Source organism: Methylophaga sp. SB9B (assembly GCF_004832235.1).
Taxonomy (GTDB): Bacteria; Pseudomonadota; Gammaproteobacteria; order Nitrosococcales; family Methylophagaceae; genus Methylophaga; species Methylophaga muralis.
On sequence record NZ_SSXS01000002.1, the window covers coordinates 92,229 to 116,085 of the forward strand.

The following is a 23,857-nucleotide window of genomic DNA, read 5'->3' on the forward strand; positions in this document are numbered from 1 at the left end:
TTCTTGTTATCGACCCACATTTGCCACAATGCGTATTTGTTTATCATCTGGAATCTCGTTGTAGGACAAAACATGTAGTCCAGGTATCGCATGTCGAATAAAGCGGGAAATCCAGCCTCGTAAGCCTGCCTGAACCACCAAAATGGCAGCTTCACCGGACATTTCCTGTCTTTGTGCAACATCTTGTAAATTTTTATGCATATTTTCTGCGAGTCCCGGTTCCAAACTTGCGCCACCTTCTCCAGAAGCTTGTAATGTTTTTAGCAATATCTGTTCCAGCTCTGGATCCAAAGTGATGATTGGCAAATCGGGTTGGGTGCCGTTGATGTGCTGGACAATAGAATGTGCCAATGCCATGCGGGTCGCGGCGGTAATCGCTTCGGGGTCCGGATTGCGCGCTGCTTGCTCAGCAATTGCTTCGCTGATAGTGCGGATATCACGGATTGGAATATTTTCCTGTAACAGGTTTTGCAACACTTTTTGAACGGTGCCAAGAGGCACGGTGTCTGGCACCAGACCTTCCACCAGTTTTGGCGCGATTTTGGCGAGATTATCCAGCAGGTGCTGTACCTCTTCGCGGCCCAGTAAATCATGTGCATGATTCTGCAAAATTTTGCTTAAATGCGTTGCTATCACTGTGTCGACATCTACCACGGTGTAACCTTGAGCCTGAGCATGTTCTCTTTGGCTAGGCTCAATCCAGATGGCATCCAGACCAAACGCAGGATCTTTGGTGCGAATACCTTCCAACTGAGCAAACACCTGACCAGGATTAATAGCCAGCATCCGATCCGGATAAACTTCTGCCTCACCAAATGTCACACCAAATAACGTGACTTGATAGGCTGTAGGCGATAAATCTAAGTTATCGCGAATATGTACTGGTGGAATTAAAAAACCCATTTCCTGTGAGATTTTTTTGCGGATGCCTTTGATGCGATTCATCAATTGTCCGCCCTGGTTTTTATCGACCAGAGGAATCAGTCGATAACCGACTTCAAGACCAATCGGATCAACCGGGCTTAAATCATCCCAACTGAGTTCACGTTGTTCTCGACTGGATTCCTGTTGTGGTGGAGGGGCTGCCGCCAGCGTGGCGGCTTTTTGACGCTGCGCAATCAACCAGGCACTTCCAGCTCCGGCACCCGCCAGTAGCAAAAACGGCACATTCGGCATACCAGGTATGAGACCCATACCACCGATAATGCCGGAAGTAATCGCCAGTGTTTTTGGCTCTTTTAGCAGCTGAGAGAAGATCTGCTCACCAATGTCTTGATCTGCGGTTGAGCGGGTAACCAATAAACCGGCAGCTGCAGCCAATAACAACGAAGGAATTTGTGCGACCAGGCCATCACCAATGGTGAGCAATGTGTAGTTATGAGCTGCTTCGGAAAAAGTCAAACCATGTTGCATCACGCCGATAATAAAACCACCGATGATGTTGATAAATAAGATCAATATCCCGGCAATCGCATCACCACGGACAAATTTACTGGCACCATCCATTGAGCCGTAAAAATCCGATTCCTGCATGATCTCTTCACGACGGCGACGCGCTTCATCCTGATCAATCAATCCGGCATTCAAGTCAGCATCAATCGCCATTTGTTTACCGGGCATCGAATCAAGGGTAAAACGAGCGCTAACTTCAGCGATACGGGTAGCACCTTTGGTGACTACCAGAAAGTTGATGATGACCAGGATTGCAAACACCACCAGACCGACAGCGTAATTACCACCAATAACAAAGGAGCCAAACGCTTCAATAACATCGCCTGCAGCAGCTGTTCCGGTATGACCTTCCAACAAAACAATACGGGTGGAAGCTACGTTCAGAGCAAGTCTTAAAAGGGTTGCCAATAACAGAATGGTTGGGAATGCAGCGAACTGTAGAGGTTTTCTGACATAGACACTGGCCAGCACGATGGTCAGTGATAATGCAATATTGAAACTGAATAACATATCCAGCATAAATGCCGGTAGGGGAATGACCACCATGGCCAGCAAGGCCACCAGAAACATTGGTGTCGCGACATTACCGTTTAGCGCTACGCCTAAACGGCTTGTCAGGCTTGTATTCTCCATTGACTACTCATCTCGTTTAAATTCATCAGGTATCGGCAGGTCTTCAGTATTGAGATTTGGCTTATTACCGCCAGTGTTTTTGTAACGTCTCAATTGGAAGACAAACGCCAATATCTGGGCTACTGCAATATATAGACCAGATGGAATTTCCTGACCGATTTCCGTGCTGTAATAGACGGCTCGAGTCAGCGGAGGAGCAGATATAATGGGGACTTCGTGGTTATCACCGACCATTCTGATTTGTTGAGCAATCAGATCAGTTCCTTTGGCCAGCACAACAGGCGCGCCGGATTTTGATTGGTCATAACGCAGCGCCACGGCATAGTGTGTGGGGTTAGTAATGATAACGTCGGCTTGCGGAACATCCTGCATCATGCGCTGTTGCGATAACTGGATCTGCATTCTGCGGATCCGTCCTTTCACTTCAGGACTACCTTCGGTTTCTTTATTTTCGTCCTTAAGTTCCTGTTTCGTCATACGAAGTTGTTTAGTGTGATTCCATTTCTGGAATGGAACATCAATCAATGCAATCAAAATCAGGCTGGCACAAATGGCTAAAAATCCCCACAACACGATATAACCTAACTCGGTCATCGCTGAGTGAACTTCCTGGCGACCCAGTGTCAATAATCGGTCACGCAGATTCCACAAAATCAGCGTGCCGATACTGCCAACCAGAAGAAACTTACCGAGGGCTTTGCTCAATTCAACCAGACCTTGGGGCCCGAACATCCGCTTAATGCCGCGAAGAGGGCTCATCTTCTCAAGTTTGACGCCAATAGCCTGTGTGGAAAAATTCCAGCCACCAATCAATGCCGGGGCGGAAAGAGCTGCTATCAGGGTAATGGCAAGAAAACTGCCGACATCCCAGGCCATGATTTTTAAAGCAAGGATAAGTTGTTGGGCCATCATGTGAGGGTCCATGATCAGCTTGCGATTAAGCGAGAATGATTGCGTCATCACTTCGCCGAGACTGCTGATTAAATTGCCACCGACAAACAACATTGCCACCGCACTGGCAACTAACACCACAACTGTACTTAATTCCTGTGAGCGGGGAACCTGACCTTTTTCACGAGCATCCTGAAGTCGTTTGCCCGAGGGGGCTTCGTTACGTTCTTGACCGCTATCTTGTTCAGCCATTGTTGATCACCAACAGACGAATCATTTGCAGCATCTGATCAGCAAAATTGACCAGATGATTACCGACTGCAGGCAAGGTGATATAAATAATCACAAAACCCAAGCCGATGGTTAACGGAAAACCGATGGAAAATGGACTGATTTGTGGCGCCGCACGGGATAAAATACCGAAAGCCAGATTCACCATCATCAACGAGCCAATTGCCGGTAAAGCAATTATGACACCTGCAGCGTACATCCAGCTGGCCAGGCTGGCGATATCCCGAAAGCTCTCAACAGCAATGCCCCCTGCGCCAACGGGTAAGCTAATAAAACTCTCCGCCATGACCTGAATCAGCACGAGATGCCCATTGATACTGAGAAACATCAAGGTGATGAAAATCATATAAAACTGACTGATAACCGGAACGGTGGTGCCATTTTGCGGATCAACCATGGAAGCAAAACCAAGCCCCATCTGCATAGCAATAATTTGCCCTGCGACAATGAAAGCATTGATTAACAGTTGCAACATAAACCCCATACAGATGCCAATCATCACTTCCTGGGCAATTAGTAAGATGCCTTGAGCACTTAAAGGTGAGACCACTGGTATCGGGGTGTTGATAGTTGGAACCACAACTAAGGTGATGGCCACAGCAATAATCAGCCTGGTGCGGACATTGATAAAGTTACTGCTGAAAATAGGGGCAACCATCACCATGCCGCCAATACGAAACAAGGGTAGTAGATATACACCAAGTATCGCACTGATTTCTGCGATCGACAGGTTCATCGTTAACCTAGCAGATAGGGAATATTTTCAAAAAGACGGATGGTGTAGTTGGTCACCAAACTCAGCATCCAAGGCCCAGCAACCATTAAGACAAGAATAGTTACCAGTAATTTAGGAATAAAGCTTAAGGTTTGTTCGTTTATCGATGTCGCGGCCTGAAACATACTTACCATTAAGCCTACTGTTAATGCCGGTATTAATATAACGATGATAAGCAAGGTAATCACTTCCAACGTTTGTTGCATCACGGTTAAAACGGTTTCAGGCGTCATGGCTAGATATAAAAGCTGGAAGCCAGCGTTCCCATTAATAACGCCCAACCATCGATCAAGACAAATAACATGAGTTTAAACGGTAGGGAAATCAGCATTGGCGATAACATCATCATGCCCATTGCCATCAGTACTGACGCAACCACCAAATCGATGATCAAAAAGGGGACGAAAATCAGAAAACCAATCTGAAAAGCAGTTTTCAACTCGCTGGTTACAAACGCCGGTAGCAATAAGCTAAACGGCACATCTTCAGGACTCTCAATAGCTGCATAGCCACCAATTTCGGCAAATAATTCAATATCACTCTCACGGGTTTGTGCCAGCATGAATTCACGAAATGGCAGACTGACCCGTTCTATCGCTTGGGTGGCTTCAATATCACCATCCAAGTAGGGTTTTACACCGGTTTCGTAGGCATTAGTGAAGACCGGCGACATGATAAAAAAAGTTAAAAATAAAGCCAGACCGATCATGATTTGATTAGAAGGTGTTGATTGCACACCCATGGCCTGACGTAGAATCGCCAGCACAATAATGATTCGGGTAAAAGACGTCATCATTAACAGCGCGGCTGGCAAAAGTGTCAGCACGGTCATCAAAGCGAGGATTTGCAGGGTTAACGAATAACTTTGAGAGCCATCTTCGCCGGTAGACAAGGTCAAAGCCGGAATCCCTGGTTCTGCTAATGCCAGCCCTGGCAGCAGCATACAGATCAGCAACAATCCAAAACGCATTATGAGTTGCCTCGCTGCTGCATCATTTGTTTGAGACGATCAGCAAAAGAGTCACCGGTTTTGGTGGGTATTTCCCGTACCGATAACGGTTCAGGCAAGGTATACAAGGTATTAATTTGCTGAGGCGTTACGCCGAGTAACAATTGTTGTTCACCGACTTGTATCAAAACCGCTTTTTCGCGGGCTCCTAATGAAATGGCGCCCAGAACTTTGAGCTGACCATGATGTGTTGCGTGAAACAATTGACTGCGTTTTAACATCCAGCCGAGAAATAGGATGACCGCAAGCACTACGATTAAACCAAATATGGTTTGTAATAACGTGCTGGCAGTGACCGGAGCAGAGCTCATGGTTTCTGCATTTACTGTTACCGGCAACAAGGAAACCAGAGCAGCTGAAATAACGTGCCGATATTTCATCGCAGTTTTTTAATCCGCTCAGCAGCACTAATGACGTCAGTCAGTCGAATACCAAATTTATCATTGACCACGACCACCTCACCATGGGCGATCAATGTATCGTTGACCAGCACATCCATCGGTTCACCCGCTAGACGATCCAGTTCTACAACTGAACCCTGACTTAATTGCAGCAAATTCCGAATACTAATGCGGGTACGGCCGATTTCCATCGAGATGGTGACAGGGATATCCAACACCATATCCATGTTAACTTCAGATCTGGGCTTGCCCTCATCAGCCAATTTGTCCATTGGCGCGGGACTGGCTTGTGCAGCAGAAGATTCGGCTTCTGCCTGTTCTTCCAATGCAGCCGCCCATGGATCTTCAGCTGAATCATTATCGTCTTGATCTTCTAATGCCGCTGCCCATTCGTCAGCCAGATCCTGATCGGATTGTTTAGTATCTTCACTCATTATTTTTTAGCCTTTGCCAACTGATAGCTTGGTGTAGTGTCTTTTGGGTGTTCAATAATCGAAGTAATTTTTAACGCTGCTTTGTCGTTATGTTCGCCATAGGTTGCACGAAATACAGGAATATTTTCCACCATAGTGGTCACGGTTTTCGGCATGCTGATAGGAATAATGTCACCCACCTTTAATTTACGAACGTCTTCTAATGTGACTGTTGTTTGCGCTAATATCGCTGATACGGTGACATCTGCCAGCATCAGCTCTTCACGCATGGACTTGGCCCAGCGACCATCATCGTTTGAGCGGTCACTTTGCAGGCCGGTATCGAGTAATTCACGGATCGGCTCAAGCATGGAGTAGGGCAAAGTGATATGCAGATCGCCACCACCGCCATCCAATTCGATATGGAATGTTGAAATAACCACTACTTCACTTGGGCTAACGATATTGGCAAATTGAGGGTTTACCTCATGACTAACGAATTCAAATTTAACTGGCATCACTGGTGACCAGGCCTCGGTTAAATCGTTAAAACACAGGTTTAACACCATGCGGATCACGCGTAATTCGGTCGCCGTAAATTCACGGCCTTCGATACGGGCTTGAAAACGACCTTCTCCACCGAAATAATTATCCAAAATGGTGAATACCAATTTGGGTTCAAAAACGATAAGTCCAGTACCACGTAATGGATGCAATTGGATCAGATTGAGACTGGTCGGGACAAACAGCGTATGCACATATTCGGAGAATTTCATTACCTGCACGCCACCAACTGAAATTTCAGCTGAGCGGCGCAGCATGTTGAATAAATTTATCCGTAAATAGCGGGCAAAGCGTTCATTGATCATTTCCAGGGTCGGCATGCGACCGCGAATAATGCGTTCTTCGTTACCGAAGTCGTAGCGGCGAGGTTTGCCGAATTCGTCTAATTCCGGTTCTTTCTTCTGAATATCGTCACCGCCCAGCCCGTTTAACAGGGCATCAACTTCATCTTGCGACAATATATCGTGAACGGCCATAACTATTGCATTACCAGACTGGTGAAATAAACCGCTTCAAGACCTGCGATAGAATCCTGCTGCTGCGTCAGGAAATTATTAATGGTTTCCAGTGATGCCTGTTGTAAGGCTTGTGTTCCTTCAGTGGTGCTCAGTTCGTCATAATTTTGACTATAAAATAACATCAGCAACTCATGCACCAGAGCCGGTTCATGCAAGGCGAACAAATTAATCGTCGCTTGATCGCGAGCCATGACTTTCATCTTAATTTGTAAATAACGAACTTGGTTATTACTTTGCTCTGAGAAATTGACGATAAACGGAGCAGTAATCTCGTGATATACCGGGGTGGCTTTTGGAGCCGTAGCTGGATCCACTGGTTCTGCATCTTTGCTCAGCCACCAGTAAACTCCGCCACCAATGACTGCCAGCAGAACAACAATCCCAGCAATCATGATGATTTTGGTTTTCTTACTCATGCCTTGCTTGAGTTCGATATCTTTTTGTATTTCAGCCATGTTGTCTATTTCCTATCGATAAATTATTCAAAGCAAATACCGTGCCTGATCATTGCCAGAGAAAGGTGGTGAAATACACTGCTTCGAGATTGCTGTTGCCTGTTTCTTCTTCAAAAATGGCTTTAATACGTTCGTAAGCTTTCTGTTGCAGCTCGCTACGACCATCCAGGCTTTTTACGGTTTCCATATTTTGTTCAGCGAAAAGAACACGAAGTGTGTCCTGAATCATTGGCAGATTACTGTCCGCGCTGCTCAGAATAGACTGATCTTTTGACATCAACGCCACTTTGATTTGCAGATAGCGTGCCTTCTCATCACTTTGCCGCAAAAAATTGATGGTAAAGGGTTCTTCAATTACGTAATACAACGGTTGTGTCGACTGTCCACCTCCTGCATAAGTGGCAAAGCTGTTGAGACTGAGCAATGTAATTATCAATGCGTTCAGCAGAATGTTCATGAATTGGTATACTCCTGTACCGAAGATGCTGGTGATATCAGTAGTTGATTATGACAAGCTTAGGTAATGCGTGAAAGGGGGCAATTTGTCTAATACCAATCAAAAGCAAACTCAGGACTCAAAAGTCAGTAAAAAAGATTTTTGGCTCACCCTGCCGCAATACTGTTTGCCGCAACATAGCTTGTCACGATTGATGCACAAGATTTGTCGATGTCAAAAACCTTGGTTTAAAAACCGGATCATTTCGACCATCATCAAGCAATATAAAGTTGATATGAGTGAGGCTGTTCAGCCTGATATAAGTCATTACAAGCATTTCAATGCTTTTTTCACTCGCAGAATTAAAACCGACAGCAGACCGATAGCATACGGTAGTGATGTTTTGGTTTCGCCAGTTGATGGGTGTATAAGTCAATTAGGTTCAATTTATGAGGGTAGGATTTTCCAGGCCAAAGGCCATGATTATTCGACGTTAGAGCTTTTAGGCGGCGATCAGCAGTTAGCTGCGCAGTTTGATGGTGGTCAATTTGCCACCATTTATCTGTCACCGCGTGATTATCATCGCATTCATATGCCAATTTCCGGAAAGTTAACCCGGATGCGCTATGTTCCCGGTAAATTATTTTCGGTTAATCCATTGACCGTGCGGGGTGTGCCAAGACTTTTTGCTCGTAACGAGCGGGTGATAACGATTTTTCAAACTGATTTTGGTCCCATCGCGCTGATTCTGGTAGGCGCTATTTTTGTCGGCAGTATGGAAACGGTCTGGCATGAAGGGGAGATTACACCGCCTTACACTAAAGATATCCTGGACTGGCATTACACCGACACCCATATCCGTTTGAATAAAGGCGAGGAGATGGGCCGATTTAATATGGGCTCAACCGTGGTTTTATTGCTCCCAGCTGATGCGCCGACTTGGACAGAAGAATGGAAAGCCGAAATGAAAATAAAGTTGGGGCAGGCCCTTACTTGACTTGGAACAAAATTAAAATACAAAAAAAACCGGACAATGTCCGTTTTTTTGATTTAGCAATTATGCATTGTTACGCCATGCGTGACAGCTGTTGTCCTGCAGACGTTTAACTTCTTCAGGACCCCAGGTACCAGCTTTGTATGTGTGAATAAAATCTTTTTCTTCAGCCCATTTTTCCAAAATTGGATCAACGACTTTCCAGGCCAGATTGACTTCGTCAGCACGTAAAAACAATGAACGGTCACCTTGAATAGCATCAAGAATCAAGGCTTCATAAGCATCAAGCTTGTGTTTGATGTCATCTGATTCCATCGTCTCCAGGCCAACGGTATGCGCTTTCATTTCGAGGCCAGGTTGTTTAGCCTGTAATTCGATGCGCAAGGTGTTGTCCGGTTGTAGACCCATAACAATCCAGTTGGCATGACTTTCACCAACTTTAGTATCTTTAAATAATTCCAATGGTGGTTTTTTAAAGCGAATGGCAATCATCGCTTTCGATTCAGGCATGCATTTGCCGGTACGTAAATAGAAAGGCACACCATGCCAGCGCCAGTTATCAATGTAGATTTTCATTGCTGCATAGGTTTCCGTCACACTGCCTGCTGGCGCATCATCTTCTTCCAGATAACCTTTGACTGGTTTACCGTTGATTTCACCAGCCGCATATTGACCACGGAACGCATGTTGATCAACGATATCGTGGGTAATCGGACGGATTGATTTGAGTACTTTTACTTTTTCATCGCGTAATGATTCATCGTCCATATCGGCTGGCGGTTCCATCGCAACCAATGCCATCACTTGTAATAAATGGCTCTGAATCATGTCGCGTAAAGCGCCTGAACCATCATAATAACCTGCCCGGCCGGCAACACCTTGCTGTTCAGCGTGGGTGATTTGCACATGGTCGATGTATTTATGATTCCACAAAGGTTCTAACAAGAGATTCGCAAAGCGGAATACAAAGATATTCTGTACCGTGCCTTTACCAAGGTAATGGTCGATACGATACGTTTGCTCTTCGGTAAAGTTCTTACGCAGAATACGTTCCAGTTCCGCAGCACTTTTTTGATCGTAGCCAAACGGTTTTTCAACTACCAGGTGACGCCACCCATCTGTTTCCTGATTTAAACCAACGGCTGAGAGTTGATCGCCGACCACACTGAAAAGTGAAGGGCTTATTGAGAGGTAAAAAACGATATTCTGTGAGAAACCATTTTCTGGTGTGGTGATCAGTTTTTTCAGTTCGTGATAACTGAATGCTTCATTGATATCGCATTTTAAATAGTGCAGTTTGTTCAAAAAAGTTTGCAGCAGGTCGTTATTTACACCACCACGGACCCTAGGGGAAACGTATTCTGTGACCAAGTCTTGCCATTCTTGCTGGGTACTGTCTTTACGACCCATACAAATAATTCGAGTGTCATCGGTTAGACGATTCTCAGCTTGTAAATGATACAAAGCTGGCAGTAGTTTTTTCTGAGATAGATCGCCGGTGGCGCCGAAGATAACAATAGTACAAGGTTGCATGGTTTCTCCCGTTACAAGGCTGTGACTGTGCCGTTGAGCGTATATAATTGAGCAATTGTACAATTATGGGAGTGCCTCGTGCTAAAAATTCTGTTTGCCAGCAGTGAAGTTCATCCGCTTATGAAGACCGGTGGTCTCGCTGATGTCTCGGCCAGTCTGCCGTTAGCGCTTTCACATATGCAGCAGGATATTCGAATTATCATGCCAGCCTATCGCGCCACATTGAATCAGTTAGGCGACTGCCCGCTGGTTTCAACCTTTAAATTGGAAGGTTATCATCACCCCATAAATATCCTGCAAGCAAAACTACCCGACAGTGAATTAATTGTCTGGTTAGTGGATTCAGCAGAACATTTTGACCGTGACGGCGGACCTTATTGTGATGCTGATGGCGCAGATTGGGATGATAACGCCGCGCGTTTTGCATTATTTTGCAGGGTTGTGGTTGCGGTTGCCATGGAGCAGGCCGGTTTAAACTGGCAGCCTGAAGTAGTGCATTGTAATGATTGGCAGACCGGACTGGTTCCAGCCTTGTTAAGTCTGCAAAGCCATCGTCCAGCCTCAGTATTTACTATTCACAATATGGCTTATCAAGGATTATTTTCCCGTCAGGTGTTTGAGACGCTTAATTTACCTGAGCAGTTGTGGCAGGTAGAGGGCCTCGAATTTTACGGCATGATGTCCTTTATGAAAGGCGGATTAGTGTTTGCTGACCATATCACCAGTGTCAGCCCGACTTATGCGCAGGAAATCTGTCATTACGATTATGGTTATGGTCTGGAAGGACTGCTGACATTACGGGCAGAACAATCGCGGCTCAGTGGCATTGTTAATGGCATTGATACTAATGAATGGAATCCGCAAACCGATAAATTCATCGATCATCAATTCAGTATTAAAACGCTGCGCCCGAAAACCCTTAATAAAAAAGCCTTGCAACAGCATTTCTTTCTGCCTGAATCCGCGGAAACACTGTTGTTTGGCATGATAAGCCGATTGGTTTCACAAAAAGGTGTCGATCTAACAATTGATGCAATCAATCGTTTATTGACCGAAGGCAAAGATATACAACTAGTCTGTCTGGGGAGTGGCGAAGCGGGATTCGAGCAGGATCTGCGGGTTTTACGAGCCAAATTCCCTGATAAAGTCGGTATTCAATTTGGTTATGATGAAGCGTTGGCACATAAAATTGAGGCGGGTGCCGATGCGTTTTTAATGCCATCACGATTTGAACCTTGTGGATTAAATCAAATGTATAGTTTGTGTTATGGCACGTTACCAGTGGTGCGAAACACTGGTGGTTTGGCGGATACAGTTGTCGATGCCAACGAAGACAATCGCAAGCAAATGTTGGCAACGGGGTTTAAATTTGACCAGCCCACTGTAGAAGATTTGTACGATACTCTGTTAAAAGTAGATGAATTATTTTCACATCCCCGTTTGTGGCGACGGATGATGCTGACTGCAATGGTGCAGGACTTTAGTTGGAAAAACAGCGCGCAAGTGTACCTGCATTTGTATCAGCAATTAGTGGATAACTCATGACAACACGGCAAGTTGATTTCAGCAACGTCGCAGCATTAGAGCTGCTGACCGATAAAGATTTACGGGCCCATGTCCGATTCCTGGTGAATCTTTTGGGTGAGGTGATCGCCGAACAATCCGGTGATGAGGTCTATCAGGCGGTTGAACAATTACGCAAAGGTTTTATCCGGCTGCGTAAGGAAGATGATGCCGAATTGCGTCAAACACTCAAAGAAAAAATTGAATCGCTGGATGAATTTACGTTACGGGAAGTCATTCGCGCTTTTAACTTGTATTTCAGTCTGGTCAACACAGCTGAAGAGGCCTATCACCATCATAACCGGCAAATTCAGCTGCGCAATGGTGGGAGCCTCTGGCATGGCTCGTTTCTTGATACCCTTACTCAGTTCAAGAATGAGGGTGTTTCGCTGGAGCAATTGCAGGAGTTGCTGGGTAAACTGGTTTATATGCCAGTGTTTACCGCACATCCAACAGAATCCAAACGCCGGACTGTAATGGAGATGTTACGCCGGGTGTTTTTGCTTGATGAAAAGCTTACTGATGGTTTGTTAACGGATTTTGATCAGCAACAGATTCGCGCTCAGTTAAAACGCCAAATTCAGTTGCTTTGGTCAACTGACGAAGTAAGAGCGGTTAAACCGTCGGTACGCGATGAGATCAAAAACGGCTTGTATTATTTCAATGTCAGTTTATTTGATGCTGTGCCCAGAACCTACCGCAATCTAGAAAATGCGCTGCGCCGGGTGTATGGCGATGAGTTGGATCCAGAAACCCCGATTGTGGTGCCGGATTACTTACGCTTCGGTTCATGGATTGGCGGCGATCGCGATGGCAATCCTTTTGTCACCGCGCAAACAACAGAAATGGCGATTGCCCTACAGAAACGTACGGTGATTCGCCGTTATCTGGATGATGTCACCAAACTCAGTTTTATTCTGACTCAATCGCAACCACTTTGTCAGATCAGCGAAGCATTGGCATCCAATATGGAGCAATGTGAACAACGTTTTACCGGGGCATTTTCCACCAATCCACAACGTTTTGTGAATGAACCCTATCGGCGCAAGCTTTATATGATGCGTTATCGGCTGAAAGATAATCTGGCAGTGCTGGAAGAATTCTTTCGACCGGATCTGCAAATTGAAAGCCTGGGCGTGGCCTATCATAACGAAGATGAATTTCTGGCAGATTTACATCTGATACATAGATCACTGGTGGAAAATGGTGATATTGCGATTGCCGCTGCAGAGCTGACTGATTTAATTCGACTGGTCAAAACCTTTGGTTTTTATCTGTATAACCTGGATATTCGTCAGGAATCCTCCAAGCACACCGATGCAGTGGGTGAGATATTGGCTTTAACCGGCCTCAATCGCCATTATCTGCAAATGAATGAAACTGAGCGACAGACTCTGTTGAGCGATTTATTGGCAGCTCCACGCTTGCCTGAGATCTACGGGGATTTGCAGCCGGATTCTCTGGAAATACTCAATGTATTTAGACTGATTGCTCGTCTGCGGGTAGAAGTCAGCGAAAAAGCGTTTGGTAATTATGTAATTTCAATGACCCATCAGGCCAGTCACATTCTGGAAGTGATGCTGCTGGCCAGATTTGCCGACTTAATTGGACAGGACGAACAGGGTTGGTTCTGTCATATTCGGGTAGCTCCTTTATTTGAAACCATTGAGGATTTAGAGCATATCGAGCCGGTGATGTCTGCCTTGTTGGATAACAGTCAGTATCGAACTTTATTAACGGCTTCAGGCAATATGCAGGAAGTGATGCTCGGTTATTCCGACTCCTGTAAAGATGGCGGCATTCTGGCATCGGCGTGGAATTTATATCAGGCACAGAAAACGGTTAGCCGACTTTCCGAACAATATGCCATTGGTTGTCGGATGTTTCACGGCAGGGGCGGTACTATTGGACGTGGTGGTGGCCCAACCCATGATGCAATTCTGGCCCAGCCGGTAGATACCGTTCATGGGCAGATTAAATTCACCGAGCAGGGCGAAGTCTTGTCATTCAAATATGGTAATACTGAAACCGCATCCTACGAGCTTGGTATGGGCGTTTCTGCTTTGATCAAGGCGAGCAGGGGATTGGTTACTGATTCGGCGCAGGAAAAAACCGAGTATCTTGGCATCATGCAACAACTTGCTGAGTTGGGTGAACAGCAATATCGCAAGCTCACTGAACAGACACCGGGCTTTCTGGATTATTTTTATGAAGCCTGCCCGATCAGCGAAATTGGCTTGATGAATATCGGTTCACGACCTTCACATCGCAAAGCGGGCGATCGTTCTAAATCCTCTGTCAGAGCTATTGGCTGGGTGTTTGCCTGGGCGCAATCCAGACACACTTTGCCGGGTTGGTATGGCATCGGCAGTGCAATTGCTCTGTGGGTTGCTGAAGATCCAAGCCGCCGCGATATTCTGCAAAAAATGTATTTTGAATGGCCGTTTTTCCGGGCGATGGTCAGTAATACCCAGATGTCGCTGTCCAAAGCCGATATGGAGATCGCCGCGGAGTATGCTGACTTGTGTATTGATAAACAACAGGCAGCAGAAGTATTAGAGGTGATTCGTCAGGAGTACCAGCAAACGGTTAGTCAGTTATTACAACTGACAGGGGCGGATAAGTTGATGGCGGAAAATCCATTGTTAGCGTTGTCTTTGCGTCGACGCCAGGCTTATCTGGATCCGTTAAATCACATTCAGTTGCTGTTATTAAGACGTTATCGGCATGGTGGTTATACTGAAACTGAAACCGCCAAATGGCGAGATCCGCTATTACGCAGTATCAGCGCCATATCACAGGGCATGCGTAATACCGGTTAACTGTCTTCAGTTGGCCGGTCTTTTTTCGGAATATAACGCGGTTTTTCCTCTTTGGTTTTGGAACGCGCCTTATTGGCTTTGGCCTTAGGCGCCAATCCTTTCAATTTGCGGATTGGTAAGCCATGACCCAGGTGATACTCAATCCGTTCCAGATTTTTCAGATCATGTGGTTCAACCAGATTGATGGCGGTGCCGTGTTTATCTGCCCGACCAGTGCGGCCAATGCGATGAATATAGTTATCGCCGCGAAACGGCAGATCGTAGTTAATGACATGGGTAATATCAGCTACATCCAGTCCGCGCGCAGCAACATCCGTGGCTACGGTGACCTTGATCTGGCCGGCGCGGAATTTACGAATCCGCTCACGGCGCACCGATTGATCAAAATCACCGTGCAATAACTGCGCGGAAATATTCTGTGATTGCAGCCAGTCGCAGACTTCTTCGGCACGGGTTTTTTTATTACAGAACACTAAAGCGCGCTGGCAGGCTGGTGCGTTAATAAATGCCAGTAACAAAGCCTGTTTATGTTCGCGGTTATCGGCCAGATACACTTGCTGAGTGACATTCTCAGCCAATTGATTGGCCGCATTAATGTGAATTTCCTGCGGATCAGTAAGTAATTCTTCAGCAAAAATTCTGACACCACTACCCGCTAAAGTTGCAGAGAATAATCCGGCTTGGAATTTGGATTTAATCGCGGCGAGCGCCATCAACACATCCGGTCCCTGACCCATATCCAGCATGCGATCGGCTTCGTCAATTATCACCAGTTCAACTGCGGATAAATCAACCGATTCATCATTTACTAAGCTTAATAATCGACCTGGAGTGGCAATAATAATGTCGCATTGAGCACTGGCATGCTGCACTTGTGCCCAAGGCGAAGCGCCACCGGTCAGCATCGCGATGGTTGGTTTAAAAGCTTTACCTAACTGGTGAAACACATGTTGGATCTGAAATGCCAGTTCACGGGTAGGAGCAAGAATAAGAATTCGTGCCTGATCGTGTTTATGCCGTTCATCATTGAGACGTTGCAAAATCGGCAGGATAAATGCCGCAGTTTTCCCGGTACCTGTAGCGGCACAGGCCAGTACATCCTGACCGGCCAATAATGCCGGGATTGCCAGCTGTTGTACTTCAGTGGGTTTTTCAAAACCACTGTCGCGAACGGCGGCAATCAATTCATCATCAAGAAAGAGATCGTCAAAAGTCATGGTGTTTATCTTATCAGTCGAAAGCGCCTGCGGGATCACAACAGGCATAGAAGTGGCGGGCAATATACCACAATATCCTTAGCAAGCCTGAACCAGGCAGCAGTCACTCAAGTGGTTAGTACCAGTAAACAGCCGGCAATCATTACGCCACAAGCCGATAAACGGCGTAGTAAGTGTTTCTCATGAAAAATCCGGTAGCCGAGAAATACCTGTAACACCATGCTGAGTTGAAACAATGCCAGCGAATAAGCCACCAGTAATTGCGAAAATACCAGCATGGTGGTGTATTGCATCAAAAAGATAAAACTACCCAACCAAATAAAATGACTACGGTGTTGTTTAGCGGCTTGCCAATCCATTTGCCAGCGCTTGCCACCAAACCAGTAATACAGACCCACAGATAATGGCAAACCAAACAAACACCAGTAAAGTGTGGTTGCTAAAGCGCCACCACTGAGCACGGCATTTTTAAGTGGCAAGGTGCCAATCGAAAATAACAGAATCGATAAAAACCGATATTGCACACCACGTTGTATGAACAAATGCCACAATCGGTTTGAGGTAGAACTGGCTGCTGGCGGAAATAATAAAAAGCTGCCGAGCAAAATGATAATCACGCCGCTGAAGCCTTGCAGGCTTGGTACTTCGCCCAGAAAAATCACCGCGAGGATCATTGAAAACACCACTTTATAAGCATTCAGTGGGCCGAACACGGATAAATCAGTTTTTGATAATGACAACACTAAAAACAATGTACCGGCCATATCCAGCAAGGCGGCCAGCAGGATATTGATCCAGAACCCCTGACTAATGGCGCTATGATTAACCATTAAGAGTAAAGGCAAGCTGATAGCAACCAGCACCAGATAGGAAAGCATCACGATAAACAGTGAATGCAAACCTTTATGGGTGAATTGTTTCTGGAAAACGTTAGCCGCGGCGGAGGAAAATACTCGTCCAAGGACGATCAGTAACTCCATTACTCAGTTGGGTTTAATGGCAGATAATTATTTTCGGCGTTGGTTTGATATGCATTAAACAGTTGATACTGGGCATCCTCATCGAAACTGAACACGATAAAATGATCTTTACGTAACCCCATTTCCATGCCCGGCGTGCCCACTGGCATCTGCGGAACAGACAAACCTGTGATATGGGCAGGTTTATCGATCAGTAATTGTTTTATATCATCAGCCGGCACATGACCTTCGATCACATAATCATTAATCACAGCGGTGTGACAGGAAGCCATGCTGTTAGGCACGCCCAGTTTCTCTTTTATCTTGGCCATGTCATTGCTGATTTGATCAATCACTTCAAATTGATGCTTTTCTAGATGCTCAATCCATTTATGACAGCACTGGCAATTGGCATCGCGATAAACGGTAATGGTTTGAGGTGTTTCAAGTTGTAAGCGGGCCTGATCCCATTCACTGGCATGCAGCGTGGACGCAAAAACCAGATTCAGCAGCAGTGTCAGGCTGAATGCTAAATTAAGGGCACTCAATCATAATCTCCTGATCGTCACTGTTTTTTTCAACATATTCCAAAGCCCATAATGTTGACTTGTTATTATCAACATCAATCAACTGCGGCAATTCGATGCAGGTGATACCTTGGTTTTGAAACTGCTCGTGTTCAGCTTCTGTCAGCAACTGCGGGTTGTGCCAGATAGCTGAGATATCATCACTGATTTCTGCCTTAAATGCGTCCAGCCCTTCACGAGTAAAAATAATAAGAACCATGATTATGGAATATCCAAATAAGCTTTTTCAGAAATAGTAGCCCAATCTTCATCTTGTTCACGGAAGTTTTTATACGCTTCGTGAACCCGTTTGAATTTAGGATTTTGAGCGGCTTCATCAGCCAAAGTCTGTTCAGTGATTTGTTTGAGAGTATTCAGCACATCGGCTGGAAAAGGCACAATACTAATATTGTCACGCTGGCGTAATTCAGCCAAAGCAACCACATTCTTCTGTTCCATTTCAGATGCCATGAGTAGATTTTCAGCTTTTGCTGCATTTTCAACAATCGCTTGCAGATCGGGTGGTAATAAATTCCAGGCGCGTTTATTAATGCTCAGTTCCAGTACGGCTCCCGGTTCCTGCCAGCCGGGATAATAATAAAATTTCGCAGCACGATGCAGCCCCAGACGTTGATCATGGTAGGGTGCAATCCACTCAGTCGCATCAATGGTATTGCGTTCAAGTGCAGTGTAAACCTCGCTGCCTGCCAGCAGGATAGGGTTACCTCCGGCTTTGGCAAATACTTTGCCGCCTAATCCGGGGATACGCATTTTTAGCCCTTGCAAATCGGCCATCGAGTTAATTTCTTTATTAAACCAACCGCCCATCTGAATGCCGGTATTGCCTAAAGGAAAAGGCACGATATTGTATGGCTCATAGACTTCACGCCACAGTTCCAACCCGCCACCATGATATAGCCAGGCATTCATACCGCGCGGTGTCATACCAAATGGCACAGTGGAGAAAAACTGGGCTTCAGGCACTTTGCCTGCCCAGTAATAGGCACTGCCATGACCCATTTCAACCGTGCCTTGTGAAACGGCATCAAAGGTCTGTAAAGCCGGGATCAATTCACCGCCGGCAAAAACTTTGACTTTGAGTCGTCCATTGGACATAGCTTCTAGGTTGGCGGCAAAGCGTTCGGCACCTTCCTGTAATACAGGAAACCCTGGAGGCCAGGCAGTTACCATCTTCCAACGATAAACTTTGCTGGTGTCAATCTCCTCATCGAATGGGCCAGCATCATCGGTTCCGCAGGCTGAAAGCAACACGAGACTGAACAACAAAGTTAAACGGCGTAAACATACGGATAAATGCATTATCGTTTTCCTGAATTACAAGGTTTCAAGATTGGCATACGCCAATACCAGCCATTTGCTTCCAGCTTGTTTGAAATTCACATGAACTCTGGCGTGGCTGCCATTACCCTCGGTGTCAATAATGACGCCTGGCCCGAATTTTTGATGCATCACCTGCTGACCGGTTCTGAAACCCGTATCATCAGCCGAATGGCTGCGACTGGCAATAGCTGTTAAACCTGCCGCCGCCATATTTTTTTGAGAACGAACTTGATGCAACCGCTCGACAGGGATTTCACTGAGGAAGCGGGAAGGGCGAGGATGCATTTCTTGCCCATATAAATAGCGTGATTCGGTGTAGAGCAAATACAGCGTGTTGCGGGCTCGTGTCATGCCGACATAGCATAGACGGCGTTCTTCAGCGAGCCTGAGTGGATCATCAGACGATTTTTGACCTGGGAACAGACCTTCTTCCATACCCACCATAAATACGATTGGAAATTCCAGGCCTTTAGCTGAATGTAACGTCATCAACTGTACACAGTCCTGCCATTGATCACCTTGGTTTTCACCGGCTTCCAATGCGGCATGCGCAAGAAAAGCATCCAGTAATGGCATCTCTTCTTCATCGTCAGCACGCATAAATTCGCGGGTGGCATTGATCAGCTCATCCATGTTTTCAATACGGCCCTGACCTTTTTCAGTCTTATCCTTGGCAAAGTGGGTACGTAGCCCACTCTCATCGATAACCAAAGCCGTGAGTTCATGTAACGACATGCTGTCGTCTTCCGGAGTTAACGAATCAATCAACGTTAAAAAGGCCGACAAGGCGTTGCCAGCTCTGGCGGGTAAGATTTTTTGCTGTAAAAAATCCACCGAAGATTGCCACATGGATTGATTAGTTTCGCGAGCATATTGGCGCAGCTGGGTCAGTGTTGCTGCACCAATACCGCGGGTGGGGATGTTCACAATGCGTTCAAAGGCCGCATCGTCACGCCGATTACTTATCAAACGCAGATATGACAAAACATCCTTGATTTCAGCGCGTTCAAAAAAGCGCAGACCACCATAAACCCGATAAGGTACGGCTGACTGCATCAAGGCTTCTTCAATCACCCGTGACTGGGCATTAGAGCGGTATAACACAGCAACTTCACTGCGCTTGCCACCTTGATTCATCCAGTTGCGAACTTCTTGTACCAGATAGGCGGCTTCATCACGTTCGTTATAAGCGTTATAAAGCTGAATCGGTTCGCCATCGGCGTCTTCCGTCCACAACTCTTTACCAAGGCGTTCACTGTTGTTGGCAATGACAGCGTTGGCGGCGGCAAGAATATTGCCGGTAGAACGATAGTTTTGTTCCAGCCTGACCGTGCTGGCATCAGGATAATCTTTATGAAATTTTTGGATATTTTCAATTTTGGCGCCGCGCCAGCCATAAATCGACTGATCATCATCACCCACGATAAACAGATGTCCGGTCTGACCGGCCAATACTCTTATCCAGGCATATTGAATGGTGTTGGTATCCTGAAACTCATCTACCAGAATTTGCGAAAAACGTTGTTGATAATGCGCCAGAATATCAGGGCGTTTCAGCCATAACTCATGACTGCGCAGCAGTAATTCGCCAAAATCCACCACACCGGCACGCTCACAGGCTTGCTCATAGGCCAGATAAATTGCCAGCATATTTTGCGAATAAGGATCTTCTCCGGCTTGCAGATGGGCTGCTCTGAGACCTTCGTCTTTCTGTCCGTTGATATACCACTGTGCCTGCTTGGGTGGCCACTGCGCTTCATCCAGCGACATGCCGCGGATAATACGTTTGATCATGCGCAGTTGATCATCACTGTCGAGAATTTGAAACCCCTGGGCAATCCTGCTTCCTGCCAATGAGACCGCAGTAACCGATGCGCTAAACCGTGGAAAGTACCAACCCACATTCCGCCAATTGGATAACCAAGCATTTGTTCAATACGACCACGCATTTCAGCGGCAGCTTTATTCGTAAAGGTAACAGCCAGGATATTGGCAGGAGATAAGCCCTCGGCCTGAATCAGCCAGGCAATACGATGGACCAGAACCCTTGTTTTACCACTGCCGGCACCTGCCAGAATACGCGTATGCCCGAGTGGTGCGGCAACAGCTTCACGTTGTGGTTTGTTCAGATCATCGAGTAGTTCAGATACATCCATCAGTTTCGTAACAATTCGGAGTGGTTGCCCGGAGCAGCATCAGCTGGCATTAACATGCACGGGGTGAAGTGAGGCATCTTATAGATACAACTATCCCCACTGGTGTGGGGATAGGAGTGCATCACGAATTTAGATATTGCTGTCGAGAAACGCAGCCAATTGTGATTTGGTTAAAGCGCCGACTTTAGTCGCTTCCACTTCACCGTCTTTAAACAGCATCAATGTCGGGATTCCGCGAATACCGTAACGTGGTGGTGTATCCGGATTTTCATCAATGTTCAATTTGCAGACTTTCAATTTGCCTGCGTATTCCGCGCCAATCTCTTCCAGAACCGGTGCAATCATTTTGCAGGGACCGCACCATTCAGCCCAGTAATCGACCAGTACAGGCATATCTGACTGTAGAACCAGGCTGTCAAAGTCGCCATCGGTCACATTAGTGACGTTTTCGCTCATGTTTTATCTCCAGTGGTATCTAAAGTATTGGACCGCTATACTCGCAAGCCAACATTGAGTAACATTTTTTCTTATCAGTAAAGGTAATGCAAGTATTTATATGAGTGCTCACCTCACCGACACGGCATTTTCATCGCTGCCACTTCATCCGCTCTTGCAGAAAGGCTTGCAGCAAGCGGGCTTTGAATTTTGCACGCCGATTCAGGCGCAGTCACTTCCTTTATTGCTGGCAAACCGCGATGTCGCGGGTCAGGCTCAAACCGGTACCGGTAAAACCATAGCCTTTTTATTAGCCACTTTTCAGCGCCTTTTATCGACCCAAGATACGCAAAACCCAACTTCCAAACAACCTCGCGCATTGATTTTGGCACCTACTCGGGAATTGGCAATTCAGATTGTAAAAGATGCTGAATTACTAAACAGCGAGGCCGGATTGCGCATTGTGATCGCTCATGGTGGTAAAGATTATCAACGTCAGCGTGATGCTATCACTGATGGTTGTGATGTATTAATCGGTACGCCGGGACGTCTACTGGATTTTCATAAACAGCGGGTTTTCAATCTCAATAATATTGAAGTCGTGGTGCTGGATGAAGCGGACAGAATGTTTGATCTGGGCTTTATTAAAGATGTGCGGTTTTTCCTGCGTCGCCTGCCAAGTCCGGAAAAACGTTTGGGCATGCTGTTTTCTGCCACCCTCAGTTACAAAGTGACCGAGCTGGCCTACGAGCATATGAATAATCCGGAAAAAGTGCAGGTTGAGCCGGAAAAAATGATGGGCGATCGGATAGAAGAGTGGGTTTATTACCCGTCAAACGAAGAAAAAGTCCCGTTATTACTGGCGTTAATTAAACGAATTCAACCCTTGCGTAGCATTGTCTTTGTAAACACCAAACAAGTTGCCGAACGAGTCTGGGGTTATCTTGAAGGCAATGGTTACAAAGCGGCATTACTATCCGGTGATGTACCACAGAAAAAACGCGAAAGTCTGTTAAAACATTTTCAGGATGGTGAATTTCCCTATCTGGTCGCCACCGATGTAGCAGCTCGTGGATTACATATCCCGGAAGTCAGTCATGTGTTTAATTTTGATTTACCGCAGGATGCGGAAGACTATGTGCATCGAACTGGCCGGACAGCGAGAGCGGGCGCCAGTGGTATCGCGATAAGTCTGGCTTGTGAGGAATATGCCTTTTCGTTGCCAGATATTGAGCAATACATCAAACATAAATTACCGGTAGCGCAAAGCTCTGATGAGCAACTGGAAACACCGCAACCGAGAATCAGAGCAGAACGTAATCCGACACCTCGTCACCAAAATAAATCACGTGGCGATAACAATAAAGACAATCGTCCTCGACGTAACAAACCTTCTAAGGGATCGAGCAAACCGGTAACTTCGGATGCAAATCAATAGCAATTTACCGGTACTTTTTACCCCGAGCAGACAGCCGGAAGAGTCGTCTGTTCGACTGCCGGTGTTGTTTGATAAACAATCTGAATTCAATAATGTAAACCGTCAACCCGTTATCAGTCGTCCGGTTATCGGAGTGACGGATAATTACAATAGTCAGCAGGCACGGTATATTCGTAACTTCAGCCTGACCAATCGTGAAACAGAGCGTAATGCTGAGCAAACCGCACTGCCAGCAACCGTACAGGCCTATTTACAAATAGAAGGCTTAAAGGACAGTAAACCTCAGGAGAGACTATTTGATGCGATGGCCTAAGCTTTTATTGATTGGTAGTGTGTTATTTATTTTTACGGGTTGTGCGGCAGACCCAAACTACAAACCAGTAACAGTTTCCAGCTTAGCTAAAAGTCAGATTGATGAAGTGATTGAATTGCACCAGCAAAGGCTGATGCAAGATTTGAAAACTCTGACGATCAAACTTTATCAGCGAAATCCCAGCCAGCGTCATGATCGTCATATGCGAACTCTGGAAGATAGTGTGGCCAGATTGTTTATCTATCCGGCCAATGTCGGTTTTGCCAACTGGGATGGGTTTGAAGCGACAGAAATCATTCGACTGGCGCTGACCGAAGATTATGATGGCGACAGGGTGTTGGCATTCACTGTCGGTATGCGGCGGATGTTGATGGCTTCGTATAATGACCAAACTGAATTTTATTATTTGTCTTCAGTGGATCAGCAAAAACTCTACAACAGCGCACGAAATATCGAAATTGCCGCCTGGATGCTGGCGGAAAAACGCGATGCCAATGGTAAACGATTATTGCTCAGCGATAGCCTGCAGGATGAGTCGCGGAATTTGAGCTTTCAACGCATTATCGGTGGCATGATTGCGACCCAGGATAATCTGGCCGCGATTATGGCGCAGAAAAATGGTCGCATGGTAAAAACGGTTATGGTGCAGGCAGCATCAATGATGTTCTTGCCGATCTAATTT

Annotated in this window: 23 protein-coding genes and 1 pseudogene; 6 read left to right on the top strand and 18 right to left on the bottom strand. The window is 46.1% G+C overall.

Annotated features, from left to right (window positions below; translation table 11 throughout):
• Positions 1-6 precede the first annotated feature (6 nt).
• The 10 genes from flhA to E8Q33_RS02565 are packed head-to-tail and all read right to left on the bottom strand — an operon-like array spanning position 7 to position 7,859.
• A complete protein-coding gene (flhA, locus tag E8Q33_RS02520) occupies positions 7-2,085 on the bottom strand; it encodes a flagellar biosynthesis protein FlhA (protein WP_136552601.1) in 2,079 nt (692 codons plus the stop codon).
• A gap of 3 nt (positions 2,086-2,088) precedes the next feature.
• On the bottom strand, positions 2,089-3,228 hold the full coding sequence (flhB, locus tag E8Q33_RS02525) for a flagellar biosynthesis protein FlhB (RefSeq protein WP_136552603.1): 1,140 nt from the start codon (positions 3,226-3,228) through the stop codon (positions 2,089-2,091).
• The gene (gene fliR / locus E8Q33_RS02530; protein WP_069294979.1) at positions 3,221-4,003 is read right to left on the bottom strand and encodes a flagellar biosynthetic protein FliR; all 783 of its coding nucleotides are present in this window, start codon (positions 4,001-4,003) and stop codon (positions 3,221-3,223) included. Before fliR ends, flhB begins: the two co-directional genes overlap by 8 nt.
• A gap of 2 nt (positions 4,004-4,005) precedes the next feature.
• Entirely contained in the window at positions 4,006-4,275 is a 270-nt protein-coding gene (fliQ, locus tag E8Q33_RS02535) for a flagellar biosynthesis protein FliQ (protein WP_069294978.1), read from the bottom strand.
• 2 nt (positions 4,276-4,277) lie between these two features.
• The gene (fliP, locus tag E8Q33_RS02540; protein ID WP_168800124.1) at positions 4,278-5,012 is read right to left on the bottom strand and encodes a flagellar type III secretion system pore protein FliP; all 735 of its coding nucleotides are present in this window, start codon (positions 5,010-5,012) and stop codon (positions 4,278-4,280) included.
• Positions 5,012-5,431, bottom strand: coding sequence for a flagellar biosynthetic protein FliO (gene fliO, locus E8Q33_RS02545; RefSeq protein ID WP_069294976.1), 420 nt, complete (start codon positions 5,429-5,431; stop codon positions 5,012-5,014). Before fliO ends, fliP begins: the two co-directional genes overlap by 1 nt.
• Entirely contained in the window at positions 5,428-5,886 is a 459-nt protein-coding gene (gene fliN / locus E8Q33_RS02550; protein ID WP_136552607.1) for a flagellar motor switch protein FliN, read from the bottom strand. Before fliN ends, fliO begins: the two co-directional genes overlap by 4 nt.
• Entirely contained in the window at positions 5,886-6,905 is a 1,020-nt protein-coding gene (gene fliM / locus E8Q33_RS02555; RefSeq protein ID WP_069294974.1) for a flagellar motor switch protein FliM, read from the bottom strand. Before fliM ends, fliN begins: the two co-directional genes overlap by 1 nt.
• 2 nt (positions 6,906-6,907) lie before the next feature.
• Positions 6,908-7,402: a flagellar basal body-associated protein FliL gene (gene fliL / locus E8Q33_RS02560; RefSeq protein ID WP_136552609.1), complete on the bottom strand. Its 495-nt coding sequence runs from the start codon at positions 7,400-7,402 to the stop codon at positions 6,908-6,910.
• A gap of 49 nt (positions 7,403-7,451) precedes the next feature.
• Complete coding sequence (locus E8Q33_RS02565) at positions 7,452-7,859, bottom strand: flagellar basal body-associated FliL family protein (protein WP_069294972.1); 408 nt, start codon at positions 7,857-7,859, stop codon at positions 7,452-7,454.
• Between the two features lie 85 nt (positions 7,860-7,944).
• Between E8Q33_RS02565 and asd the strand changes: the two genes are divergently transcribed.
• Positions 7,945-8,835: an archaetidylserine decarboxylase gene (gene asd, locus E8Q33_RS02570; RefSeq protein ID WP_247869882.1), complete on the top strand. Its 891-nt coding sequence runs from the start codon at positions 7,945-7,947 to the stop codon at positions 8,833-8,835.
• 60 nt (positions 8,836-8,895) lie between these two features.
• Here asd and zwf read toward each other — a convergent pair whose 3' ends face one another.
• Positions 8,896-10,365 (bottom strand): glucose-6-phosphate dehydrogenase, encoded by a 1,470-nt coding sequence (gene zwf, locus E8Q33_RS02575; protein ID WP_136552611.1) that lies wholly within the window; start codon positions 10,363-10,365, stop codon positions 8,896-8,898.
• 78 nt (positions 10,366-10,443) lie between these two features.
• Between zwf and glgA the strand changes: the two genes are divergently transcribed.
• Both glgA and ppc read left to right on the top strand, forming a co-directional pair.
• Positions 10,444-11,910 (top strand): glycogen synthase GlgA, encoded by a 1,467-nt coding sequence (glgA, locus tag E8Q33_RS02580; RefSeq protein WP_136552613.1) that lies wholly within the window; start codon positions 10,444-10,446, stop codon positions 11,908-11,910.
• Positions 11,907-14,750: a phosphoenolpyruvate carboxylase gene (gene ppc, locus E8Q33_RS02585; protein WP_136552615.1), complete on the top strand. Its 2,844-nt coding sequence runs from the start codon at positions 11,907-11,909 to the stop codon at positions 14,748-14,750. Before glgA ends, ppc begins: the two co-directional genes overlap by 4 nt.
• On the opposite strand, the gene E8Q33_RS02590 is transcribed toward ppc, so the two are convergent.
• From E8Q33_RS02590 to trxA, 7 genes and pseudogenes are all read right to left on the bottom strand, one after another.
• Positions 14,747-15,967 (bottom strand): DEAD/DEAH box helicase, encoded by a 1,221-nt coding sequence (locus E8Q33_RS02590; protein ID WP_069295077.1) that lies wholly within the window; start codon positions 15,965-15,967, stop codon positions 14,747-14,749. The two genes, ppc and E8Q33_RS02590, sit on opposite strands and share 4 nt — an antisense overlap.
• Positions 15,968-16,074: 107 nt before the next feature.
• Positions 16,075-16,947, bottom strand: a complete 873-nt coding sequence (locus E8Q33_RS02595; protein WP_136552617.1) for an EamA family transporter — start codon at positions 16,945-16,947, stop codon at positions 16,075-16,077.
• Complete coding sequence (locus E8Q33_RS02600; RefSeq protein ID WP_136552619.1) at positions 16,947-17,474, bottom strand: DUF411 domain-containing protein; 528 nt, start codon at positions 17,472-17,474, stop codon at positions 16,947-16,949. The genes E8Q33_RS02595 and E8Q33_RS02600 overlap by 1 nt, the downstream gene beginning before the upstream one ends.
• Positions 17,461-17,712: a hypothetical protein gene (locus E8Q33_RS02605; protein WP_069294967.1), complete on the bottom strand. Its 252-nt coding sequence runs from the start codon at positions 17,710-17,712 to the stop codon at positions 17,461-17,463. The genes E8Q33_RS02600 and E8Q33_RS02605 overlap by 14 nt, the downstream gene beginning before the upstream one ends.
• A 2-nt stretch (positions 17,713-17,714) precedes the next feature.
• The gene (locus E8Q33_RS02610; protein WP_069294966.1) at positions 17,715-18,812 is read right to left on the bottom strand and encodes a TRAP transporter substrate-binding protein; all 1,098 of its coding nucleotides are present in this window, start codon (positions 18,810-18,812) and stop codon (positions 17,715-17,717) included.
• A gap of 15 nt (positions 18,813-18,827) precedes the next feature.
• Positions 18,828-20,989: pseudogene (gene uvrD, locus E8Q33_RS02615) on the bottom strand (DNA helicase II).
• Positions 20,990-21,118: 129 nt separating this feature from the next.
• Complete coding sequence (trxA, locus tag E8Q33_RS02620) at positions 21,119-21,445, bottom strand: thioredoxin TrxA (RefSeq protein ID WP_014708059.1); 327 nt, start codon at positions 21,443-21,445, stop codon at positions 21,119-21,121.
• Positions 21,446-21,545: 100 nt separating this feature from the next.
• On the opposite strand from trxA, the gene rhlB reads away from it, so the two are divergent.
• Genes rhlB through E8Q33_RS02635 form a run of 3 tightly spaced genes read left to right on the top strand, consistent with a single transcriptional unit; the run spans position 21,546 to position 23,854 of the window.
• Positions 21,546-22,862 (top strand): ATP-dependent RNA helicase RhlB, encoded by a 1,317-nt coding sequence (rhlB, locus tag E8Q33_RS02625; protein ID WP_136552621.1) that lies wholly within the window; start codon positions 21,546-21,548, stop codon positions 22,860-22,862.
• On the top strand, positions 22,849-23,175 hold the full coding sequence (locus E8Q33_RS02630; protein WP_136552623.1) for a hypothetical protein: 327 nt from the start codon (positions 22,849-22,851) through the stop codon (positions 23,173-23,175). The genes rhlB and E8Q33_RS02630 overlap by 14 nt, the downstream gene beginning before the upstream one ends.
• Positions 23,162-23,854, top strand: a complete 693-nt coding sequence (locus E8Q33_RS02635) for a hypothetical protein (protein ID WP_136552625.1) — start codon at positions 23,162-23,164, stop codon at positions 23,852-23,854. The genes E8Q33_RS02630 and E8Q33_RS02635 overlap by 14 nt, the downstream gene beginning before the upstream one ends.
• The last annotated feature ends 3 nt before the right edge of the window (positions 23,855-23,857 follow it).